Source organism: Halogeometricum sp. S3BR5-2, assembly GCF_031624635.1.
GTDB classification, from domain to species: domain Archaea; phylum Halobacteriota; class Halobacteria; order Halobacteriales; family Haloferacaceae; genus Halogeometricum; species Halogeometricum luteum.
In genome coordinates, this window is sequence record NZ_JAMQOQ010000001.1 from 855,633 (window position 1) to 873,040 (window position 17,408).

General features: G+C 67.7%; 15 protein-coding genes. 8 read left to right on the forward strand and 7 right to left on the reverse strand.

The genetic code is table 11. From position 1 onward, the window contains the following. Window positions 1-163: 163 nt before the first annotated feature. Window positions 164-1,087 (reverse strand): coiled-coil protein, encoded by a 924-nt coding sequence (locus NDI79_RS04445; RefSeq protein ID WP_310927232.1) that lies wholly within the window; start codon window positions 1,085-1,087, stop codon window positions 164-166. A 375-nt stretch (window positions 1,088-1,462) separates the two neighbouring features. Here NDI79_RS04445 and NDI79_RS04450 point away from each other — a divergent pair, with 375 nt between their 5' ends. Both NDI79_RS04450 and NDI79_RS04455 read left to right on the forward strand, forming a co-directional pair. Next, window positions 1,463-1,894 (forward strand): DUF371 domain-containing protein, encoded by a 432-nt coding sequence (locus NDI79_RS04450; protein WP_310927233.1) that lies wholly within the window; start codon window positions 1,463-1,465, stop codon window positions 1,892-1,894. Window positions 1,895-1,962: 68 nt separating this feature from the next. Continuing rightward, the gene (locus NDI79_RS04455) at window positions 1,963-2,766 is read left to right on the forward strand and encodes an endonuclease III domain-containing protein (RefSeq protein ID WP_310927234.1); all 804 of its coding nucleotides are present in this window, start codon (window positions 1,963-1,965) and stop codon (window positions 2,764-2,766) included. 10 nt (window positions 2,767-2,776) lie between these two features. Here NDI79_RS04455 and NDI79_RS04460 read toward each other — a convergent pair whose 3' ends face one another. The 4 genes from NDI79_RS04460 to NDI79_RS04475 all read right to left on the reverse strand — a co-directional run bounded on the left by NDI79_RS04460 (window position 2,777) and on the right by NDI79_RS04475 (window position 7,025). After that, window positions 2,777-3,958, reverse strand: coding sequence for an MFS transporter (locus NDI79_RS04460; protein ID WP_310927235.1), 1,182 nt, complete (start codon window positions 3,956-3,958; stop codon window positions 2,777-2,779). Between the two features lie 117 nt (window positions 3,959-4,075). Continuing rightward, window positions 4,076-4,555, reverse strand: coding sequence for a DUF7332 family protein (locus NDI79_RS04465; RefSeq protein ID WP_310927236.1), 480 nt, complete (start codon window positions 4,553-4,555; stop codon window positions 4,076-4,078). Window positions 4,556-4,618: 63 nt separating this feature from the next. After that, window positions 4,619-5,014, reverse strand: coding sequence for a methylglyoxal synthase (locus tag NDI79_RS04470; RefSeq protein WP_310927237.1), 396 nt, complete (start codon window positions 5,012-5,014; stop codon window positions 4,619-4,621). Window positions 5,015-5,102: 88 nt separating this feature from the next. Continuing rightward, a complete protein-coding gene (locus tag NDI79_RS04475) occupies window positions 5,103-7,025 on the reverse strand; it encodes a beta-CASP ribonuclease aCPSF1 (protein ID WP_310927238.1) in 1,923 nt (640 codons plus the stop codon). Window positions 7,026-7,295: 270 nt separating this feature from the next. Here NDI79_RS04475 and NDI79_RS04480 point away from each other — a divergent pair, with 270 nt between their 5' ends. Next, window positions 7,296-7,778, forward strand: a complete 483-nt coding sequence (locus tag NDI79_RS04480; RefSeq protein WP_310927239.1) for a DUF7984 family protein — start codon at window positions 7,296-7,298, stop codon at window positions 7,776-7,778. Here NDI79_RS04480 and NDI79_RS04485 read toward each other — a convergent pair. Beyond that, window positions 7,775-8,410, reverse strand: coding sequence for an HTH domain-containing protein (locus tag NDI79_RS04485; RefSeq protein WP_310927240.1), 636 nt, complete (start codon window positions 8,408-8,410; stop codon window positions 7,775-7,777). The two genes, NDI79_RS04480 and NDI79_RS04485, sit on opposite strands and share 4 nt — an antisense overlap. Before the next feature lie 165 nt (window positions 8,411-8,575). Between NDI79_RS04485 and proS the strand changes: the two genes are divergently transcribed. The 5 genes from proS (at window position 8,576) to NDI79_RS04510 (ending at window position 16,647) form a co-directional block, all read left to right on the forward strand. Continuing rightward, window positions 8,576-10,042 carry a proline--tRNA ligase gene (gene proS, locus NDI79_RS04490; protein ID WP_310927241.1) on the forward strand — a complete coding sequence of 489 codons (1,467 nt, stop codon included), beginning with the start codon at window positions 8,576-8,578 and terminating at the stop codon, window positions 10,040-10,042. A 178-nt stretch (window positions 10,043-10,220) separates the two neighbouring features. Continuing rightward, on the forward strand, window positions 10,221-10,469 hold the full coding sequence (locus NDI79_RS04495) for a hypothetical protein (protein WP_310927242.1): 249 nt from the start codon (window positions 10,221-10,223) through the stop codon (window positions 10,467-10,469). A gap of 188 nt (window positions 10,470-10,657) precedes the next feature. Beyond that, complete coding sequence (gene gltB, locus NDI79_RS04500) at window positions 10,658-15,196, forward strand: glutamate synthase large subunit (protein WP_310927243.1); 4,539 nt, start codon at window positions 10,658-10,660, stop codon at window positions 15,194-15,196. Between the two features lie 44 nt (window positions 15,197-15,240). After that, on the forward strand, window positions 15,241-15,591 hold the full coding sequence (locus NDI79_RS04505) for a nucleoside triphosphate pyrophosphohydrolase (protein ID WP_310927244.1): 351 nt from the start codon (window positions 15,241-15,243) through the stop codon (window positions 15,589-15,591). Between the two features lie 51 nt (window positions 15,592-15,642). Continuing rightward, window positions 15,643-16,647 carry an NAD-dependent epimerase/dehydratase family protein gene (locus tag NDI79_RS04510; protein ID WP_310927245.1) on the forward strand — a complete coding sequence of 335 codons (1,005 nt, stop codon included), beginning with the start codon at window positions 15,643-15,645 and terminating at the stop codon, window positions 16,645-16,647. A 59-nt stretch (window positions 16,648-16,706) separates the two neighbouring features. On the opposite strand, the gene NDI79_RS04515 is transcribed toward NDI79_RS04510, so the two are convergent. Continuing rightward, the gene (locus NDI79_RS04515) at window positions 16,707-17,399 is read right to left on the reverse strand and encodes an HD domain-containing protein (RefSeq protein ID WP_310927246.1); all 693 of its coding nucleotides are present in this window, start codon (window positions 17,397-17,399) and stop codon (window positions 16,707-16,709) included. Between the last annotated feature and the right edge of the window lie 9 nt (window positions 17,400-17,408).

Genomic DNA, 17,408 nt, shown 5'->3' on the forward strand with positions numbered 1-17,408 from the left:
GGGGGACGGGGGCGGGCGAGGGACGCTCCGCCCTCTGCCCGGCCGTACACTCGTCCCGAACTTACACCTGATGGCTCGATGAAATTATGTCGCCGTCGGACCGCGGAACGCCGTCGCTCGCGGGCGGCGAAAAACGGAACAGAAGAGAGAGAACGGCCGGCGCTTAGAGGAGTCCGGTCTTCTGGAGCTTCATCAGGTCCTCGGTGTCGAGGGTCTCGCCCTCCTTGAACTTCTGGTAAATCTCCTCGGCCTCTTCCTTGGCGGCTTCGCGCTTCTCGGCGCGCTCGGCGTCGCGCTCCTGCTCTTCTTCCTTGTCGAGTTCGCGGAGACGCTTCTGGACGCGGACGAAGTCCTCGTGGTGACGGTCGGCGGACTCCTGGGCCTCGACGAACAGCTCGTGCATCGCGTCGGCCTTGTCTCGGATGTCGTCGGCCTCTCGGTAGGCCTCGATCATCTGGTTGTGGTGCTCCTGGGCCTTGTCGGCCAGCTCGGTCACCTTCTGGTGGTGCTGGGACGCCTCCGAGCGGACCTCCTCTGCCTCCTCGATGAGCTCTTCGAGTTCGCCGCTGTCATCGACTTTGTCCTTCTTCTGACGGAGCTCCTCGCGTTTGTTCTCGATCTTCTCGATGAGCTCTCGCTCGTCTTCCGTCGAGAGAACCTCCGTCTGCTGGCGGAACTCGAGCTGCTCGATCTCCTCTTTGAGCTCCTCGATGTCCTTGCCGTCGTCGAGCTCGAGGTCCTCTTTCATCTGCTCGACCTCGTCGAACAGCTCGTTGGCCTCGGCGTTGAGCTCGTTACGCTTGTTCTTGTGCTCTTGGACCTGCTCGTTGAGCTCGTCGCGCTGCTCGCGGTGCTCTTGGGCCTCGTCGACCTTCTCGCGAGTCTTCGCGTTCAGGTCGTCGCGCTTGGAGGCGCGCTCGGAGGCCATCTGGTTCAGGTCGTTTCGTCGGTCTCGGAGCTGACCGGCGAGCTTGATGAGCTGCCCTTTCGAGTCGTCTTCGAGCTGCTCGTCGCTTAGGTCGACGTTTGCCGATTCGTCGAGCTCTTGTACATCGTACTCCGTGAGAACGTCTTGCTGTGTCACCATTCGTAATCAAACCTCGATACCATTACCACTCCGTGCGTGGCGGCTGCTCGTGAGGGTGCGACCGGCCGTGGATAAGAATTCCCGATCATTCTGCGTGCGGTGCCGCCGGAACGCCGGAGGCGTTCTGGTAATAGCACATTGCGCGTGGTTGGTTATAAAGCCTTCGGTGGTCACGGCCTGTGAAAACGGCTACCACGGGCCGTGTAGCGGCGCAATATGCGTCCTGCGCATCCGTCTCGTCCCTTATAAATTGACTCGTGGTAACGTGGGGCATGAACCGGAGGGTTCGGCGCGGTCGTCTGACGCTCGTCTGCCAGTTTCGCCCGCCTCGGACCGAACCGTCGGGGACTTACCGTCGGACCGGCACCGAGGAGTATGCACGAAGAAGTCGTCCGCGCGCGCGGGCACGAAAACGTCTCAGCCGAGCACGCGAGCACGTTCGAGGTCACCTCGGACGACTGGCTCACGCCGGCCGGCGACTGCATCCTCGCCGTCGAGGCGGACCGGGTCCCGGCGGACTTCTCGACGGCGTTCGTCGACGCCTGTCGGGACGCCGAAGCGGCCATCACGGTCACCGTCGAGGTGGAGACGGCCGACGGGGAGACGCTCGGTGAGCGAGTCGAGGGACGCGGGCACCCGGACCTGACGTTCGAGGGCGACCGGAGCCACGTCGGCCGGACGAGCGACTACGTGGACGACCGCACGGTCCTCGTCGGCGCCGACGCCGCGGCCGCGGACTTCGACCGCGACTTCGTGGCGGCCCTCGCCGACGGCGGCGACGTGACGGTCACGTTCCGCGTGGAGTAGTCGGCGCCGGCGCCCGGCCGACCGCCGCTTCCCGACCGTTTTTCGAGGCGGCGTCCCTTCTCCTCACTATGCCCGAAGAGCCGACGGAGAACATCAGCGGCGGCGACGAGGGCGGCGGCGCCGCCGCGGAGTTCGACCCCGCGGACGCGGACACGCGCGCCGAGGCCGTCGTGGACGAACTGGGTCGGATGTACTGGCAGAAGGCCTACGGCGGGCAGGACGCCTTCGAGTGTCTGGTCCGCACCATCCTCAGTCAGAACACCAGCGACGTGGCGAGCCAACCTGCGCACGACTCGCTCATGGAGCGATACGACGAGGACGGGCGCGACTTGGCCGAGACGCTCGCGGACGCCGAGCAGTCCGAACTCGCCGAGACCATCTCCTCTGCCGGCCTGTACAATCAGAAGTCCGAGATGATCATCGGCGCGGCGGAGCGCATCCGCGAGGAGTTCGGCGGCGCCGACGGCTTCGACGCCTTCGTGACGGACGAGGACCCCGGCGAGGTCAGGGAGCGACTGCTCGACATCCACGGCGTCGGCCCGAAGACGGCCGACTGCGTCCTCCTGTTCTCCGGGGGAAGGGGCGGCGTCTTCCCCGTCGACACGCACGTCCACCGCATCGCGCGGCGGATGGGACTCGCGCCCGCCGACGCCGACCACGAGGCGGTCAGAGCGCACCTCGAACGCGACGTGCCCGCCGAGAAGTGCGGCTTCGGCCACACGGCGATGATACAGTTCGGTCGAGAGTACTGCAAGGCGAGGAAGCCGGCCTGTCTCGACGGTCCGGAGGCGTGCCCGCTGTACGACCTCTGCGACCGGGTCGGCGTCGACGAGGTGGCGGAGTCGGTGGTCGACCCGGCGGACGCCGACTGACCGCGCGGGCCTACCTCGTCGCCCCGAGGAGGAGGGCGCCGAACGCGAACGCGCCGACGCCGCCGAACAGGAAGAGCGGGCGGTAGCCGGTCCGTAGGCCGATTCCGGCGAAGAGGAGCGGACCGAGGGCGCGCCCGAGGAACGTCGCGCTCCCCCGGAAACTCAGCGCCCCCGCCCGGAACTGCGCCGGGACGAGGTCGCTGACCCCGGCGTCGATGGACGGGAGCGTCAGCCCCCACCCTCCGCCGAAGCCGACCATCGCGGCGGTGAGGAAGAGAGGCGTCGGAGCGACCCACGCGCCGACGAGTCCGGCGGCGGCGACGACGAACCCGGCGGCGATGATCCGCTCGTCGGAGAATCGCGCGGCGAGGCGCCCGTTCTGCGTCGCCGTCACCATCGACGCCACCTCGCTGACGGTCACGACGAGGCCGATGCGGAGCGGCGAGAGGCCGTACGTACCCGCGAGGAGGAACGGGAGTCCGGTGAACATCGCGCCGAACAGCAGGAGTTCGATGACGAGCGCCGACCCGTACAGCACCGCCGCGTCCTTCGCCGAGAGCGCGGTGACGACGCGGCGGAGGTAGGCGAGGCTTCGCGTCCGGCGTTCCGGCGGCGGGTCGTCGAGGACGCGCGCCGCGAAGAGCGCCACCGGGAGACCGAGGAGGTACAGCGCGAACGGGGCGTTCCACGCGACGACCACCAGCGCACCGCCCACGAGCGGGTACACGGCGGAGCCCGCGGAGAGGACGGCCGCGTTGACGCCGAGGACCGCGTTTCGCCGGACGCCCTCGAAGGAGTCGCCGATGAGCGAGATGGTCGTGACGATGATTCCGGCCAGCGCGGCCCCCTGAGCGAGTCTGAGCGCGACGACGGACCAGAAGGAGGGGCGGAGCGTGACGGCCGCCCCCGCGACGCTCCAGGCGAGGAGGCTGGCGACGAGCACCCGCCGCCGGCCGAGGCGGTCCGCGAGGAGGCCCGCGACGGGCGAGAGGACCACTCCCGGAATCAGCACCGCCGAGAGCAGGAGGCTCGCCTCCGCGTCGGTGACGTCGAACGCTCGCCGGTAGACCGGCAACCCGGGGCTGATGAGCGTGACGCTGAACGGCGCCAGCAGCGTGCTGGACAGGACGGCCTGAACGGTGCGGGAACGCCACGGAACGGACAGTTCGTCGGGGATCAGGTCTGTAGTCACTAGAGTACCTCGGGGACGAAGCGGACGTCCCCGGGTTTGGAACATCGGTACAAAAAGGGTTCCGCCCGTCGAGTCGGCCGGCCGCGCGGACGACCGAACGTCGGCCTCTCGGCGGCGCTACGCCCCGCACCCGCGCGACTCGACGCCCTTCACCGGCGATTCGTCGGACTCGTAGCTCGGACTGTCGACCATCCCGACGAACATCGGGAGTTCGAACGAGTAGTCGAACAGAATCGCGAAGCGCGAGAACGGGTCCGAGAGGAAGTCGCCGAGGGGGCCGACGCCGTCGAAGGCGACGCCCGTCCGGAGTTCGACTATCGTCTCGTTCAGCGCGGACCCGCGCGCCTCGACGCCGAGTGCGCCCTCGTCGCCGAGGTTCGTGAACAGCGAGGTGTGGACGGTCACCGCGATACCCGGACCTTCGGTTCCGATGTCCAACTCGTGACCGCCGGGCGGGAAACACCGCCGCTCGTCCGAGTCGTCCGCGCCCGTCGGACCGGCCGCGGAACCGGCCTGCGCCGCCGCCGGCGCCGCGACGACGGCCGCGAGGACGGCGACGGCGAGGACGACGGACAGCGCGCGCGATAGTTGTCGCATATCGTAACTGTCCGCCCAATCGGGCTTGAACGTTTGGCTCGATTATCAGCCGAGAGAGCCGGGCTACTCCCGATGGTCGTACTCGCCTTCCAACTGGTCCATGAGTTCGTCGAGGACGGCGTCCGCGCTGGCGAGGTTGGTGGCGAGGGGGACGTCGTGGACGTCGCAGATGCGGAGCAGCGCGGTGATGTCGGGTTCGTGCGGTTGGGCGGTGAGTGGGTCGCGCAGGAAGACGACGCCGTGGCAGTCCTCGCTGGCTATCTCGGCGCCGATCTGCATGTCGCCGCCGAGCGGTCCCGACTGCTTGCGCTCGATGTCGAGACCCGTGGCCTCGATGAGGCGCTTGCCGGTCGTCCCCGTCGCCATGAGTTCGAAGTGCTCCAAGTCGTCGCTGCGGTTCTGCGCGAAGTCGATGAGGTCCGGTTTCTTCTCGTCGTGTGCGATGAGCGCGAGACGCATGCCTTAGTGGTGCGCGCGCGGCGGTAAGAAGGTGGCAGTCTCCGACGGCGGGCGGTCCGCCGACCGCGGCGTGACGGACGCGGGCGGGCTACTTGAACCGGAACGTCTCGAGGTTCTTCGGGGCGAACGTCCGCATGTTGTAGTTGTGGTACAGCGCCGAGGAGAGGTCCTGCACGGAGCGCTCGTCGCCGTGGACGCACAGCACTTTCTCGGGGCGCGGGTTCATCGTCTTCACGAAGTTCTCCAGGCCCGCGCGGTCGGCGTGCCCGGAGAAGCCGTCGACCGTCTCGACGTCCATCTTCAGCGTGAGCGTGTTCGAGCGGCCCATGTTGTCCCGGTCGTTGACCGGAATCTCGTCCCAACCGTTCTGGATGCGGCGCCCGAGGGTCCCCTGCGCCTGGTAACCGACGAAGACGAGGCGGGAGTCCGGGTCGGGGCCGACGTGGCGGAGCCACGACATGATGGGGCCGCCGGTGACCATCCCGGAGGTGGAGAGCACGATGGCGGGGTCGCCGTCGGCCACGTCCTGTCGCTCCTCCTCGCCGCCGTCGATGTGGTTGAACTCCTCGGCGAGGAACGGGTTCTCGTCCTCGTGGAAGATTCTATCCCGCAGGTCGTCGCGGAGGTACTCGGGGTAGGTGGTGTGGATGGCCGTCGCCTCCCAGATCATCCCGTCGAGGTGGACGGGCATCTCCGGAATCTTCCCCGAGCGCATCGCCTCCTCGAGGACGAGCATGATCTCCTGGGAGCGCCCGACGGCGAACGCCGGGATGAGCACCTTCCCGCCCCGGTCGTGGGTCTCGTTGATGACGTCGATGAGTTTCTGCTCGGAGTCCCCTTGGTCGGTCTGGTAGTCGTTGCGACCGCCGTAGGTGGATTCGAGGACGAGCGTCTCCACGCGCGGGAAGTCGTTGACCGCGCCGTTGAACAGGCGGGTGTCCTCGTAGTGGATGTCGCCGGAGAACGCCACGTTGTAGAGGCCGTCGCCGATGTGGAAGTGCGACACCGCGGAGCCGAGGATGTGCCCCGCGTTGTGGAACGTGAGCTTCACGTCGGGGGCGATGTCGGTCACGTCGCCGTATTCGAGAGGGATGCAGTGCTTGAGCGCCTCGCGGACCATCTCGGACTCGTACGGCGGCGTACGACCCTCCTTGGCGGCCACGTCGAGGTAGTCGAGCGTGAGCAGGCCCATCAGGTCCCGCGTCGGTTCGGTCGTGTAGATGGGACCGTCGTAGCCGTACTTGAAGAGGAGGGGGACGAGCGCCGAGTGGTCGAGGTGGGCGTGCGTGAGGACGACGGCGTCCAGCGAGTTGGCGCCGGAGCCGAGCGCCTCGGGCACTTGGAGGTACGGCACGTCGTCCGACCCCGGCTTGTCGCCGCAGTCGATGAGGATGCGCGTCTCGGGCGTCGAGAGGATGAAGGAGGCGCGTCCGACCTCCCGACAGCAGCCGAGCGTGGAGATGCGGACCCACTCGTCGTCGGAGAGCTGTTGGCGGTGGATCTGTCGGCCGACGCGTTCGAGTATCTGCCGTCGCTCGTCGCGCTCCTGCTTCAGGAAGTTACGGACGTTCGAGACGGTCGACGACTGGATGGGCGGGGTGCGGACCACCTCGGGCGTCCACCCCACCTGCTGGGTTATCTTCCGGAGCGTCGACCCGTGGCGGCCGATGACCATCCCCGGCTTCGACGCCTCGATGACGACTTCGCCGGTGTCCTCGTGGAAGTCGAGGTCGGTGACGCCGGCGTCCTCCGGGATGACCTCGAGCACCTGCTCCTCCGCGTCGCGGGGGGGCGAGAGCACTTCGGGGGCCGGGCGCACGGTGATGCGCTTTCGGAGTTTGCTGGCGAGCTTTCGGATGAGGTCGCCGTTCTGTGCGAACTCTTTCGGGTCGCGCGTGTAGACGACGAGTTCCGGGCCTTCGTACTTGACGTCGGAGACGGAGATGTCCGAAGGGAGTTCGTTCGTTATCTCTGCTTTCAGTTCCTCGAGCTGCTTATCTACTGAACTCATAAGTGAGTACCACTCGTCCGTGTCGTGACGGACGGCATCAGGGTCGGGTCACTGCCTCGGGGTGTCTCGAACGACGAGGCGGCGACTACGGCCGCGCGGTCGCAAGGGATGTAATCGTGAGAGAGCATAGGCAACGTCTGCGTTCGGATCGCTATCTTCTGCTATCCTGTCTGCGGGAAGAGGCAGGGAAAACCCGCTTACTCGGACGTATTCTCTCCTCCGTATAAAACTCTTCGCAAAGTCGAAGCGTCTCGGGTCCCTCCGCCGGGTATGGAACTCACCCCCGAGACCGTCGCCGAGGAGGCGCGCTGGGTCCGAGACCGCTCGTCGACCGTCGTTCCGCTGTTGAACGAGACGCGCGCGGAGTTGGGCGCCCTGTTCGACACGGAGGTGGCGACGGTGTCCGAGGAGCGCTATCGGGAGGAGGTCGAGACCGTGTTCGCTGACGGCGAGGTGGCCGTCAACGTCGCCGGCTACGTGGGACTGCTGCGCGGGTTGGACGTCGAGGGCGACTACCCCGGCTTCGTCGTCGACGAGGTGCTCGGGCGGGAACTGGCCGCGGCCGTCGCGGGCGGGCAGCCGCTGTCGCTGCTCGCGCAGGCGACGTTTCACTTCGCGGATACGCGGACGCACACGGAGGGCGCCGCCGGCGCCGACGACTTGGACGCCGCCCTCGCCGCCGGCTTCCAGACCCGGCTACCGGGGTGGGGATGGCGCGACCGGCCGAGTCCGTTCGCCGTCTCGTTCGACTAAGGTCGGAGCCGTTCGCGGTCGCGTGGGCGCTGGCGGTCTCGGTCTCGGGTCCGACGGTTCCGGTCCCGGTCCCGACTCCGCCGTCGGTCGGCGGACGTCGCCGCCGACGGCGACTCGGGGACCGACTCCGGTCGCTCGCGCTCCGCCAGCGTCTCCAGTCGCTCGGTGAGACAGGCGGTGCGCTCGTCGGCGAACGTCACGTTCCGCACCACTCCGTTCTCGAACTCGACGAGGGCGGCGCGCGGGACGCGGTGCAGTTCGACGGCGGGTCCGAGTCGCCCGCGGCCGGCGGGTGCGGACCCGTCCGAGGCCTCCTCGCGGCGCCGCCACGTCCACTCGCGGAGGCGGGCGAGGCGGTCCCTCGTCTCCCTCGCGGTTTCGTCCCGGACGAACCCGCCCGAGACGTCCACGTAGCGGTCCCACGTCTCGACGGCCGCGGCGTCGATGTCGCCGCGGTCGGCGAGTCGTCGGAGGCGCTTCGCGACCCGGTCGAACTCGCCGTCGCCCCCGGTCCGCGTCGCCTCGCACCACAACTCGACGCGAGTGCCTTCCCGGTCGGTGTCCGCCGACTCGTTCGCTCCGGCGCCCGCCCCTTCGCTCCGCACCGGTTCGTTCGTGCTGTATGTTAACATAGTATCGACCCATACTGTTCTACGCCGGCCGACGATTTGTAGCTACCTCTTCGTTCCGCCGAACGGGACTCTCAACGGCGGCGACCACTTGAGAGCGTCGGAGTTCGGCGGCGGGCCTCCGGCGCTTCAGGACATTTAAGACCGCAGTCGGGTGAAATAGCGGTAATGAGCGACGAGCAGGAACTCGGTATCACCGAGTCCAAGCAGTACAACACGGGCGAGTGGTACGCGGAGGTCGTCCAGAAGGCCGAGTTGGCCAACTACGGACCCGAGGGGATGAGCGGCTTCATCGTGACGCGTCCGCGCGCCTATGCCCTCTGGGAACGCGTGCAGAACTTCCTCGACTCGAAGTTCAAGCAGACGGGGGTGCAGAACGCCTACTTCCCCGTGTTCATCCCCGAGCAGTACCTCGAACGCGAGAAGGACGTCGTCGAGGGGTTCGACCCCGAGGTGGCGTGGGTCACGCACGCCGGCCGCGAGGAACTGGAGGAACGACTCGCCGTGCGCCCCACCTCCGAGTCCATCATCGCGCCGTACATGGCCCAGTGGATCCGGAGCCACCGCGACCTGCCCCTGCGCGTGAACCAGTGGACGTCCGTCGTCCGCTGGGAGGCCACGGAGACGAAGCCGTTCTTCCGGACGAAGGAGTTCCTCTGGCAGGAGGGCCACACCGCGCACGCGACCCACGAGGACGCGTGGGAGGAGACGATGACCCGCCTCGACCAGTACGCGTCGATGTACGAGGACCTGCTGGCGATGCCCGTCCTCCGCGGCGCGAAACCGGAGCACGACAAGTTCCCCGGCGCGGACACGACGACGACCGTCGAGGCCCTGATGCCGGACGGTAAGTCGGTGCAGGCGGGCACCTCCCACCACCTCGGCACGTCGTTCGCCGAGGCGTTCGACATCACCTACACCGACGAGGACGAGGGGAGTCAGGTAGCCCACACTACCTCGTGGGGGCTCTCGTGGCGCGCCCTCGGCGCGCTCATCATGACGCACTCGGACGACCAGGGCCTCGTCCTGCCGCCGACCGTCGCGCCCGAACAGGTCGTCGTCGTGCCCATCTGGCAGGCCGACACGCGGGAGAAGGTGCTCGACTACGCCGAGTCCGTCGTCGACGAGTTGGAGGCCGACGGCGTCCGCGTCGAACTCGACGACCGCGACGAGCGCAACCCCGGCTTCAAGTTCAACGAGTGGGAACTGAAAGGGGTCCCGGTCCGCTTCGAAATCGGTCCGAACGAGGTGGACGACGAGGTGGTGACGGTGGTCCACCGACCCGACGGCGAGTCCAAGGAGGTCGCCCGCGAGGACATCGCCGAGACCGTCCGCGAGGAGTTCGACGAGGTGTACGCGAAACTGTACGCCGCCGCCGAGGAGAACTTGGAGGGGAACGTCCGCGAGGCGGACTCGCGCGCCGACATCCTCGGCACCATCGGCCAGCACGGCGGGTACGTGAAGGCCCCGTGGTGCGGCGACGAGGACTGCGAGGCGGAGATCAAAGACCAGATAGCCGCCGAGATAGTGATGGTCCCCCTCAACGACGAAGCGGCGGAGATACACGACGGCGAGGAGTGCGCCGTCTGCGGCGAGGACGCGGCGGAGACGGCGTACTTCGCCAAATCCTACTGAGCCGACGAGGATTCTCTCGAACTCGCCGCCCGCCTCGGCCGCGACGCCGGGAACGTATCACCCGTCTCGACGGTCAGTTCAGGGTCGGTTTCGACCGTCCGCGAATTACTCGATCGGGTGAAATAAGCGGTTCGCGGCCAATAATTCCTTACGAACTCCGCGAAAAAATTAGGTCGCAATGGCACGAACTAACTTCACGGACGACGACCGGAACAAGGACGTCGTAACGGCGGACGGGACGCGCATCGGAACGGTTCACGACGTGAACGACGGGCGTGCGACCGTCGACCGCGACAACGACAGCGACGGTCTCACGGACAAACTGAAGGGCATGCTCGGTTGGGACGACGACGACTCCAACGAGATCCGCGACGAACACGTCGACTCCTACGACGACGACCGGATCCGACTCCGACGCCGCGTCTGAGAGCGCCGTCCGACTCCGCTCTTTTTCCGAGTCCCCCTCACCGCCCCAGCGTCGCGAACGCAATAGTACCATATTCGGCCCGCCACCCTTATACAAAGACCATTACAATAATATGTCCTAATATGTGATAAACATACCCTTATGCTTTCAGGAAAACTCGTTTAAACGGAGGATGGAAAGTGGGACGCATGACCAAGCCACATAGAGACACCCCTGCGAAATCGGCCGGGTTGGCGGACCCGACCGACGAGCGTTCGAACTGTGGGGTCGGAGCCGTAATCGACCTCGACGGCGGAGCCAGCCACGAGACCGTCGCCGACGGACTCGAACTCCTGATCAATCTCGAACACCGGGGCACCACCGGTGCCGAGGAGGACACGGGCGACGGCGCGGGCATCATGATACAGCGCCCCGACGAGTTCTTCGACGCCGTCGTCGACGCCGAGTTGCCCGAGGAGTACGCCGTCGGCTCCGTCTTCATGCCGACGGAGGACGCCGAACGGGAGACGCTGACCGAAGTGTTCGAACGGGAACTGGGCGCACACGGACTGGACGTGCTTCACTGGCGCGACGTCCCGACGGACAACTCCGACCTCGGGAAAACGGCCGTCGACTCCGAACCCGACGTCTGGCAGGCGTTCGTCGCCCCAACGAGCGAGATGGACGCCGACGCGTTCGACCGCGCCCTGTACGTCGGGCGCCGAGCCGTCGAGAACGCCGTCGACGACCTCGACTCGGCGGGTGCGGGCCGCTTCTACGTCTGCTCGCTGTCTCGGAAGACGCTCGTCTACAAGGGCCTGCTCAAGGGCGACCAACTCGCCGGCTACTACCCGGACCTGACCGACGAGCGCATGAAGACGACGCTGACGCTCGTCCACGAGCGGTTCTCGACGAACACCTTGGGCGCGTGGCACCTCGCACACCCGTACCGCAACGTCGTCCACAACGGCGAGATAAACACCATCCGCGGCAACGTCAACTGGATGCGCGCGCGGGAGACGGACATCGAGCACCCCGCCTTCGGCGACGACTTGGAGGAGGTCACGCCGGTGACGAGAGCGGACCAGTCCGACACCGCCTCCGTCGACAACGTCGTCGAACTGCTCCTCCGCGGCGGCCGCGAACTCCCGCACGTCCTGCGGATGCTCATCCCCGAGGCGTACCACGGCGACGACGCGATGGCCCCCGAACGCCGGGAGTGGTACGACTACCACGCCTCCCTGGTCGAACCGTGGGACGGTCCCGCCCTCGTGGCGGCCACCGACGGCGACCGGGTGGCCGCGGTCCTCGACCGCAACGGCCTCCGGCCGTGCCGCTACGACGTCACCACCGACAACCGACTCATCATGGCCTCCGAAGCCGGAGCGCTCGACACCGACCCCTCGGACATCCGCGAGCGCGGCCGGCTTCAGCCCGGACAGCTGTTCGTCGCCGACCCCGAGGAGGGGCGCGTCATCCCCGACGAGGAGGTGTTCGACTCGCTGACCGACGAGAAGTACGGCGAGTGGGTCGAGTCCGAGCAGCGCCGGATGGGCGAACTGGCCGACGCGGACGACTACGCGCCGCAGGGCCGCGTCGAGGACCTGCGCGCCCGACAGGCCGCCTTCGGCTACACGACCGACCAGCTCAACCACCTCATCGAACCGATGGCGCGCGACGGGAAGGACCCCGTCGGGTCGATGGGCGACGACACCCCCCTGTCGGTCCTCTCGGACTTCGACCGACCGCTGTTCACCTACTTCAAACAGCTGTTCGCGCAGGTGACGAACCCGCCGCTGGACTACATCCGCGAGGAACTCGTCACCTCCCTGGAGTCGCGCCTCGGCGGCCAGCGCAACCTGCTCGACGAGACGCCCGAGCACGCCCGCCAACTCGTGCTCGACTCGCCCATCATCTCGGACGCGGAGACGGCGGCCATCAAGGACCTCGACGGAGAGATGTCATCGACTGTCGTCGACATCACCTTCGAGACCGAAACGTCGCTACGCGAGGCGGTCGAACGCGTCCGCGACGACGCGAAGGAGGCCATCGCCGACGGCGCCGACGTCGTCGTGCTCTCGGACCGGAACCTCGGTCCGGACCGCGCCGCCGTCCCGAGTCTGCTGGCGACGGGCGCGGTCCACCACAGCCTCGTCCGAAACGGCATGCGGAACCACGCGGGCCTCGTCGTCGAGTCGGGCGAACCAAGCGAGGTCCACCACATGGCCACGCTCATCGGCTACGGCGCGGGCGCGGTGAACCCCTACCTCGCCTACCAGACCATCGGCGACATCGTCGCCGGCCCCGACGGCGCCGACGAAGAGGCGTCCATCGCCGCCTACACGAAGGCGCTCGAAGACGGCGTGCTGAAGACGATGGCGAAGATGGGCATCTCCACCGTCGCCTCCTACCAGGGCGCACAGATTTTCGAGGCGGTCGGCCTCGACTCCGACTTCGTCGCGGAGTACTTCGAGGGGACGGAGATTCGGACGGAGGGAATCGGCATCGACGTCGTCGAACAGGACCTCATGACCCGTCACGCCGTCGCCTACGGCGCGGACCCGGACCTCCAGCACCAGGGCGAGTTCGAGCACCGCTCGAACGGCATCCACCACCAGTGGAACCCGAAGACGGTCGGGACGCTCCAGCAGGCGGTCCGGTCGGGCAACTACGAGAAGTACCAGGAGTTCGCCGACCTCATCAACGACCAGTCGAAGGAGCTTCAGACGCTCCGCGGCCTCCTGGAGTTCGACCCGGACCCCGACCGCGAGTCGGTACCCATCGAGGAGGTCGAACCCGTCGAGGACATCGTCGAGCGCTTCTCGACGGCGGCGATGTCGCTCGGCAGCCTCTCGCCGGAGGCCCACGAGAACAACTCCATCGCCATGAACCGCATCGGCGGCAAGTCCAACTCCGGCGAGGGCGGCGAACCGCCCGAGCGGTTCGGCACGGAGAAGGAGTGCAACGTGAAGCAGGTGGCGTCGGGCCGCTTCGGCGTCACGAGCCAGTACCTCTCCTCGGCCGACGAGATTCAGATCAAGATGGCGCAGGGCTCGAAGCCCGGCGAGGGCGGTCACCTGCCCGGCAAGAAGGTCAACGAGATGATAGCGCACGTCCGCTTCGCCACGCCGGGCGTCGGCCTCATCTCGCCGCCGCCGCTGCACGACATCTACTCCATCGAGGACCTGAAACAGCTCATCCACGACCTGAAGGCGGCCAACCCGGACGCCGACATCAACGTCAAACTCGTCTCGGAGGCCGGCATCGGCACCATCGCCGCGGGCGTGGCGAAGGCGAACGCCGACGTGGTCCACATCTCGGGGCACGACGGCGGCACCGGCGCCTCGCCGAAGACCTCGATTAAAAACGCCGGCCTGCCGTGGGAACTCGGCCTCGCGGAGGCCAACCAGATGCTGCGGGCGACGAACCTGCGCTCGCGCATCCGCGTCACCGCCGACGGCGGGATGAAGACGGGGCGAGACATCGCCGTCGCCGCCCTCCTCGGCGCCGAGGAGTACGTGTTCGGCACGGCGTCGCTCGTCACCTCGGGATGCGTGATGGCCCGACAGTGCCACGAGAACACCTGTCCGGTCGGCGTCGCCACCCAGCGGGAGGACCTGCGCAAGCGCTTCCCCGGTCAGCCCGACCACGTCATCAACTACATGACGTTCATGGCCCAGGAGTTCCGCGAGATAATGGCCGAACTCGGCTTCACCTCGGTCGACGAGATGATCGGTCGCCCCTCGCTGCTCCGCCAGCGAGAGACCGACCACGAGAAGGCCAAGCATCTCGACCTCTCCTCCGTCCTCGCCGAACCCGCCTCGGGCGCGCGCTACAAGACGGAGTCGCAGGCGCACTCGGACGTAGCCGACCAGATAGACCACGAACTCATCAAACAGGCCGAACCCGCGCTCGAAGACGGCAAACCGGTCCAGATTCACCGCGAACTGTCGAACGTGGACCGCGCCGTCGGCGCGATGCTGTCGAACGAGATATCCGACCGCTACGGCGGCGAGGGACTCGCGGACGACACCATCCGATGTGAGTTCTCCGGCGTCGCCGGCCAGTCGTTCGGCGCGTTCCTCGCCAGCGGCGTGACGATGCGCCTCTCGGGCGCCTCGAACGACTACGTCGGCAAGGGGCTCTCCGGCGGGAAGATCGTCGTCTCGACGCCCGAGACGGCCGCCTACGAGGCCGACGAGAACGTCCTCATCGGCAACGTCGCCTTCTACGGGGCGACGCAGGGCGAGGCCTACATCAACGGCGTCGCGGGCGAGCGGTTCTGCGTCCGCAACTCGGGCGTGAAGGCCGTCGTCGAGGGCGTCGGCGACCACGGCTGTGAGTACATGACCGGCGGCGTCGTCGCCGTCCTCGGCGACACGGGCCGGAACTTCGCCGCGGGGATGTCCGGCGGCGTCGCGTACGTGTACGACCCCGACGAGGAGTTCGAGGCGAAGGCGAACACCGGCATGGTCTCGCTCTCCGAGGACCTCGACGACTCCGACGAGGCGATGCTGCGCCGCCTCGTCGAGAACCACGCCGAGTACACCGACTCCGAGCGCGCGGCCGGCATGCTCGAGGAGTGGGGAAGCGTCGTCGAGGACTTCGTGAAGGTGATGCCCGACGCCTACGCGGGCATCATCGACGAACGCGAGGACGCCGACGTGCGCCGGGAACTGCCCGAGTCGGCCTCGGCCGCCTCGGCGTCCGGCGACTCCGGCACCGTGGCGCAGACCAGCGACGACTGAGCCGACCGGCCCCCTTTTTCCGCGCGTCGTTCGTCTCCGCGTCCGTGACCCGCGAGTACGACAAACTCGTCCGCGACCGCATCCCGGACGTGATTCGCGCGGACGGCGAGCGACCCGTGACGCACGCCGCGACCGGCGAGGAGTACCGCCGCCGTCTCCGCGAGAAACTGGTCGAGGAAGCGACGGAGTTCGCGGAAGACGGGGAACTGGCCGAACTCGCGGACGTGCTGGCCGTGTTCGACGCGATGTGCGACGCCGTCGGAACGACGCCCGAGGAGGTCCGCCGACTCGGGGCGGAGAAGGCGGCCGAACGCGGCGGCTTCTCCGACGGAGTCGTCCTCGAACGCGTCGAGACCGACCCGACGGACGGGTTCGAGAACGCCGACTCCCGGTAGCCGACACCGGCTTCTCACACACTTTTGACGGCGGCCCGCCGAGTCGGGAGCATGACCGACACCGACATCGACACCGCACTCGTCGTCGGCGGGACGCGCTTCATCGGCCGCCACGCCGTCGAGGACCTCTTGGACCACGGCTACGAGGTGGCCATCTTCAACCGCGGGAACCACGAGAACCCATTCGAGGACGACGACCGGGTGACGCGCGTGGAGGGCGACCGGACGGACGACACGGACCTGAAGGCCGCGAAACTCTCCGTCGAACCCGACGTCGTCATCGACTGCGTGGCGTACTACCCGGCGGACGTGGAGGCCGCCGTGGAGATATTCTCCGACGTCGACGCCTACGTCTTCGTTTCGAGCGGGTCGGCGTACGGGCGCGAGGAGATACCCAAGCGCGAGGGCGAGACGCCGCTGTGCGAGTGTACGCCCGAACAGGCCGAGGACGACTCCGACGAGACGTACGGGCCGCGCAAGGCCGAGGGCGACAGAGTCGTCTTCGAGGCCGCGATGGACGGCGTGAACGCGATGTCCGTCCGTCCCTGCATCGTCTACGGCCCGCACGACTACACCGAGCGGTTGGACTACTGGATCAGTCGGGTCGAGGAGTACGACCGAATCGTCGTCCCCGGCGACGGGACGAACCTCTGGCACCGCGCGTACGTCGAAGACGTGGCGAGTGCGCTCCGCGTCGTCGCCGAACGCGGCACGCCGGGGGAGGCGTACAACGTCGGCGACCGCCGACTCGCCACTCTGGAGGAGACGGTGGAACTGATAGCCGACGCCGCCGGCGAGTCCGTCGACGTCGTCCACGCCGGCGAACGGGAACTCGCCGCCGCCGGCCTCTCACCCGACGATTTCGTCCTCTACCGGGAGTACCCGCACGTCATGGACACGAACAAGCTCTCGGACCTCGGCTGGGAATCGACGCCGCTGGACGAGGCGATGGCCGTCACGGTGGACGAACACCGCGATTCGGACCGCGACGGGGAGGAGTGGGACCCCGGCCGCGACGCCGAGGAGTCGGTGCTGGAGATTCTGGATACGCTGTAGGGACGCGTCGCTCCCGCCGCGGCGCGCCGGCGGAGAAGGCGGGCGAGAGGCCGGCCGCCTCAGGCCTCGCCGAACTCGTCGTGGTCCATGCCGGGCACCTCGTCTTCGAGCCACTCGCGGAACCACTTCACGCGCTTGAGACGCTGGTAGGCGATGCTCTCGGCGGCGTCGCTCTCGACCCGTTCGGTCGCCGCGCGCCCGCGTTCGAGGACGCGTTCGACCATCTCGGAGGCGTCCATGTGCGTCCGGGCCTCGTAACCCATCCGCAGGAGCATCAGCACGGTGCCGTTAGCACCGACCTTGTCGAGGATGTCCGCCTCGATGAGACACCGCGTCTCCAGCGTCACGTCCGCGAGCGACCCCTGATAGGAGTGGTCCTCGACGACCTGACACACCTGCTCGATGAACGACTGAGGGAACTCCCCGTGCGTCCCGAGGTACTCGCGGGCGACGCGGGCGCCCTCCTCGGCGTGCGCCTCCTGTTCGGCCTCCAGTTTCGCGATGTCGTGGAACAGGGCGGCGACGCGGACGACGTCCTCGTCGGCGCCCTCGCGTTCGGCTATCTTCGAGGCCAACTCGACGACGTTGAGGATGTGGTTGAAGCGGTACTCGGCGCTGTGCCACGGATACCACCGCATCCGGCCGCCGTCCTCCTCGTTCTCGACGCTGGCTGAGAGGTAGTCGCTGACGAACCGCTTCATCGTCTCGAACTCGGCGTCGGAGACGGGCGATTCCTTTATCTCAACGCCCACGACGCCACC

Excerpts from the sequence above, each read along its gene's own strand:
- NDI79_RS04445 (WP_310927232.1), bottom strand. The coding sequence starts at position 1,087 with ATGGTGACACAGCAAGACGTTCTCACGGAGTACGATGTACAAGAGCTC.
- NDI79_RS04450 (WP_310927233.1), top strand. The coding sequence starts at position 1,463 with ATGCACGAAGAAGTCGTCCGCGCGCGCGGGCACGAAAACGTCTCAGCC.
- NDI79_RS04455 (WP_310927234.1), top strand. The coding sequence starts at position 1,963 with ATGCCCGAAGAGCCGACGGAGAACATCAGCGGCGGCGACGAGGGCGGC.
- NDI79_RS04465 (WP_310927236.1), bottom strand. The coding sequence starts at position 4,555 with ATGCGACAACTATCGCGCGCGCTGTCCGTCGTCCTCGCCGTCGCCGTC.
- NDI79_RS04470 (WP_310927237.1), bottom strand. The coding sequence starts at position 5,014 with ATGCGTCTCGCGCTCATCGCACACGACGAGAAGAAACCGGACCTCATC.
- NDI79_RS04475 (WP_310927238.1), bottom strand. The coding sequence starts at position 7,025 with ATGAGTTCAGTAGATAAGCAGCTCGAGGAACTGAAAGCAGAGATAACG.
- NDI79_RS04480 (WP_310927239.1), top strand. The coding sequence starts at position 7,296 with ATGGAACTCACCCCCGAGACCGTCGCCGAGGAGGCGCGCTGGGTCCGA.
- NDI79_RS04485 (WP_310927240.1), bottom strand. The coding sequence starts at position 8,410 with ATGTTAACATACAGCACGAACGAACCGGTGCGGAGCGAAGGGGCGGGC.
- proS (WP_310927241.1), top strand. The coding sequence starts at position 8,576 with ATGAGCGACGAGCAGGAACTCGGTATCACCGAGTCCAAGCAGTACAAC.
- NDI79_RS04495 (WP_310927242.1), top strand. The coding sequence starts at position 10,221 with ATGGCACGAACTAACTTCACGGACGACGACCGGAACAAGGACGTCGTA.
- gltB (WP_310927243.1), top strand. The coding sequence starts at position 10,658 with ATGACCAAGCCACATAGAGACACCCCTGCGAAATCGGCCGGGTTGGCG.
- NDI79_RS04510 (WP_310927245.1), top strand. The coding sequence starts at position 15,643 with ATGACCGACACCGACATCGACACCGCACTCGTCGTCGGCGGGACGCGC.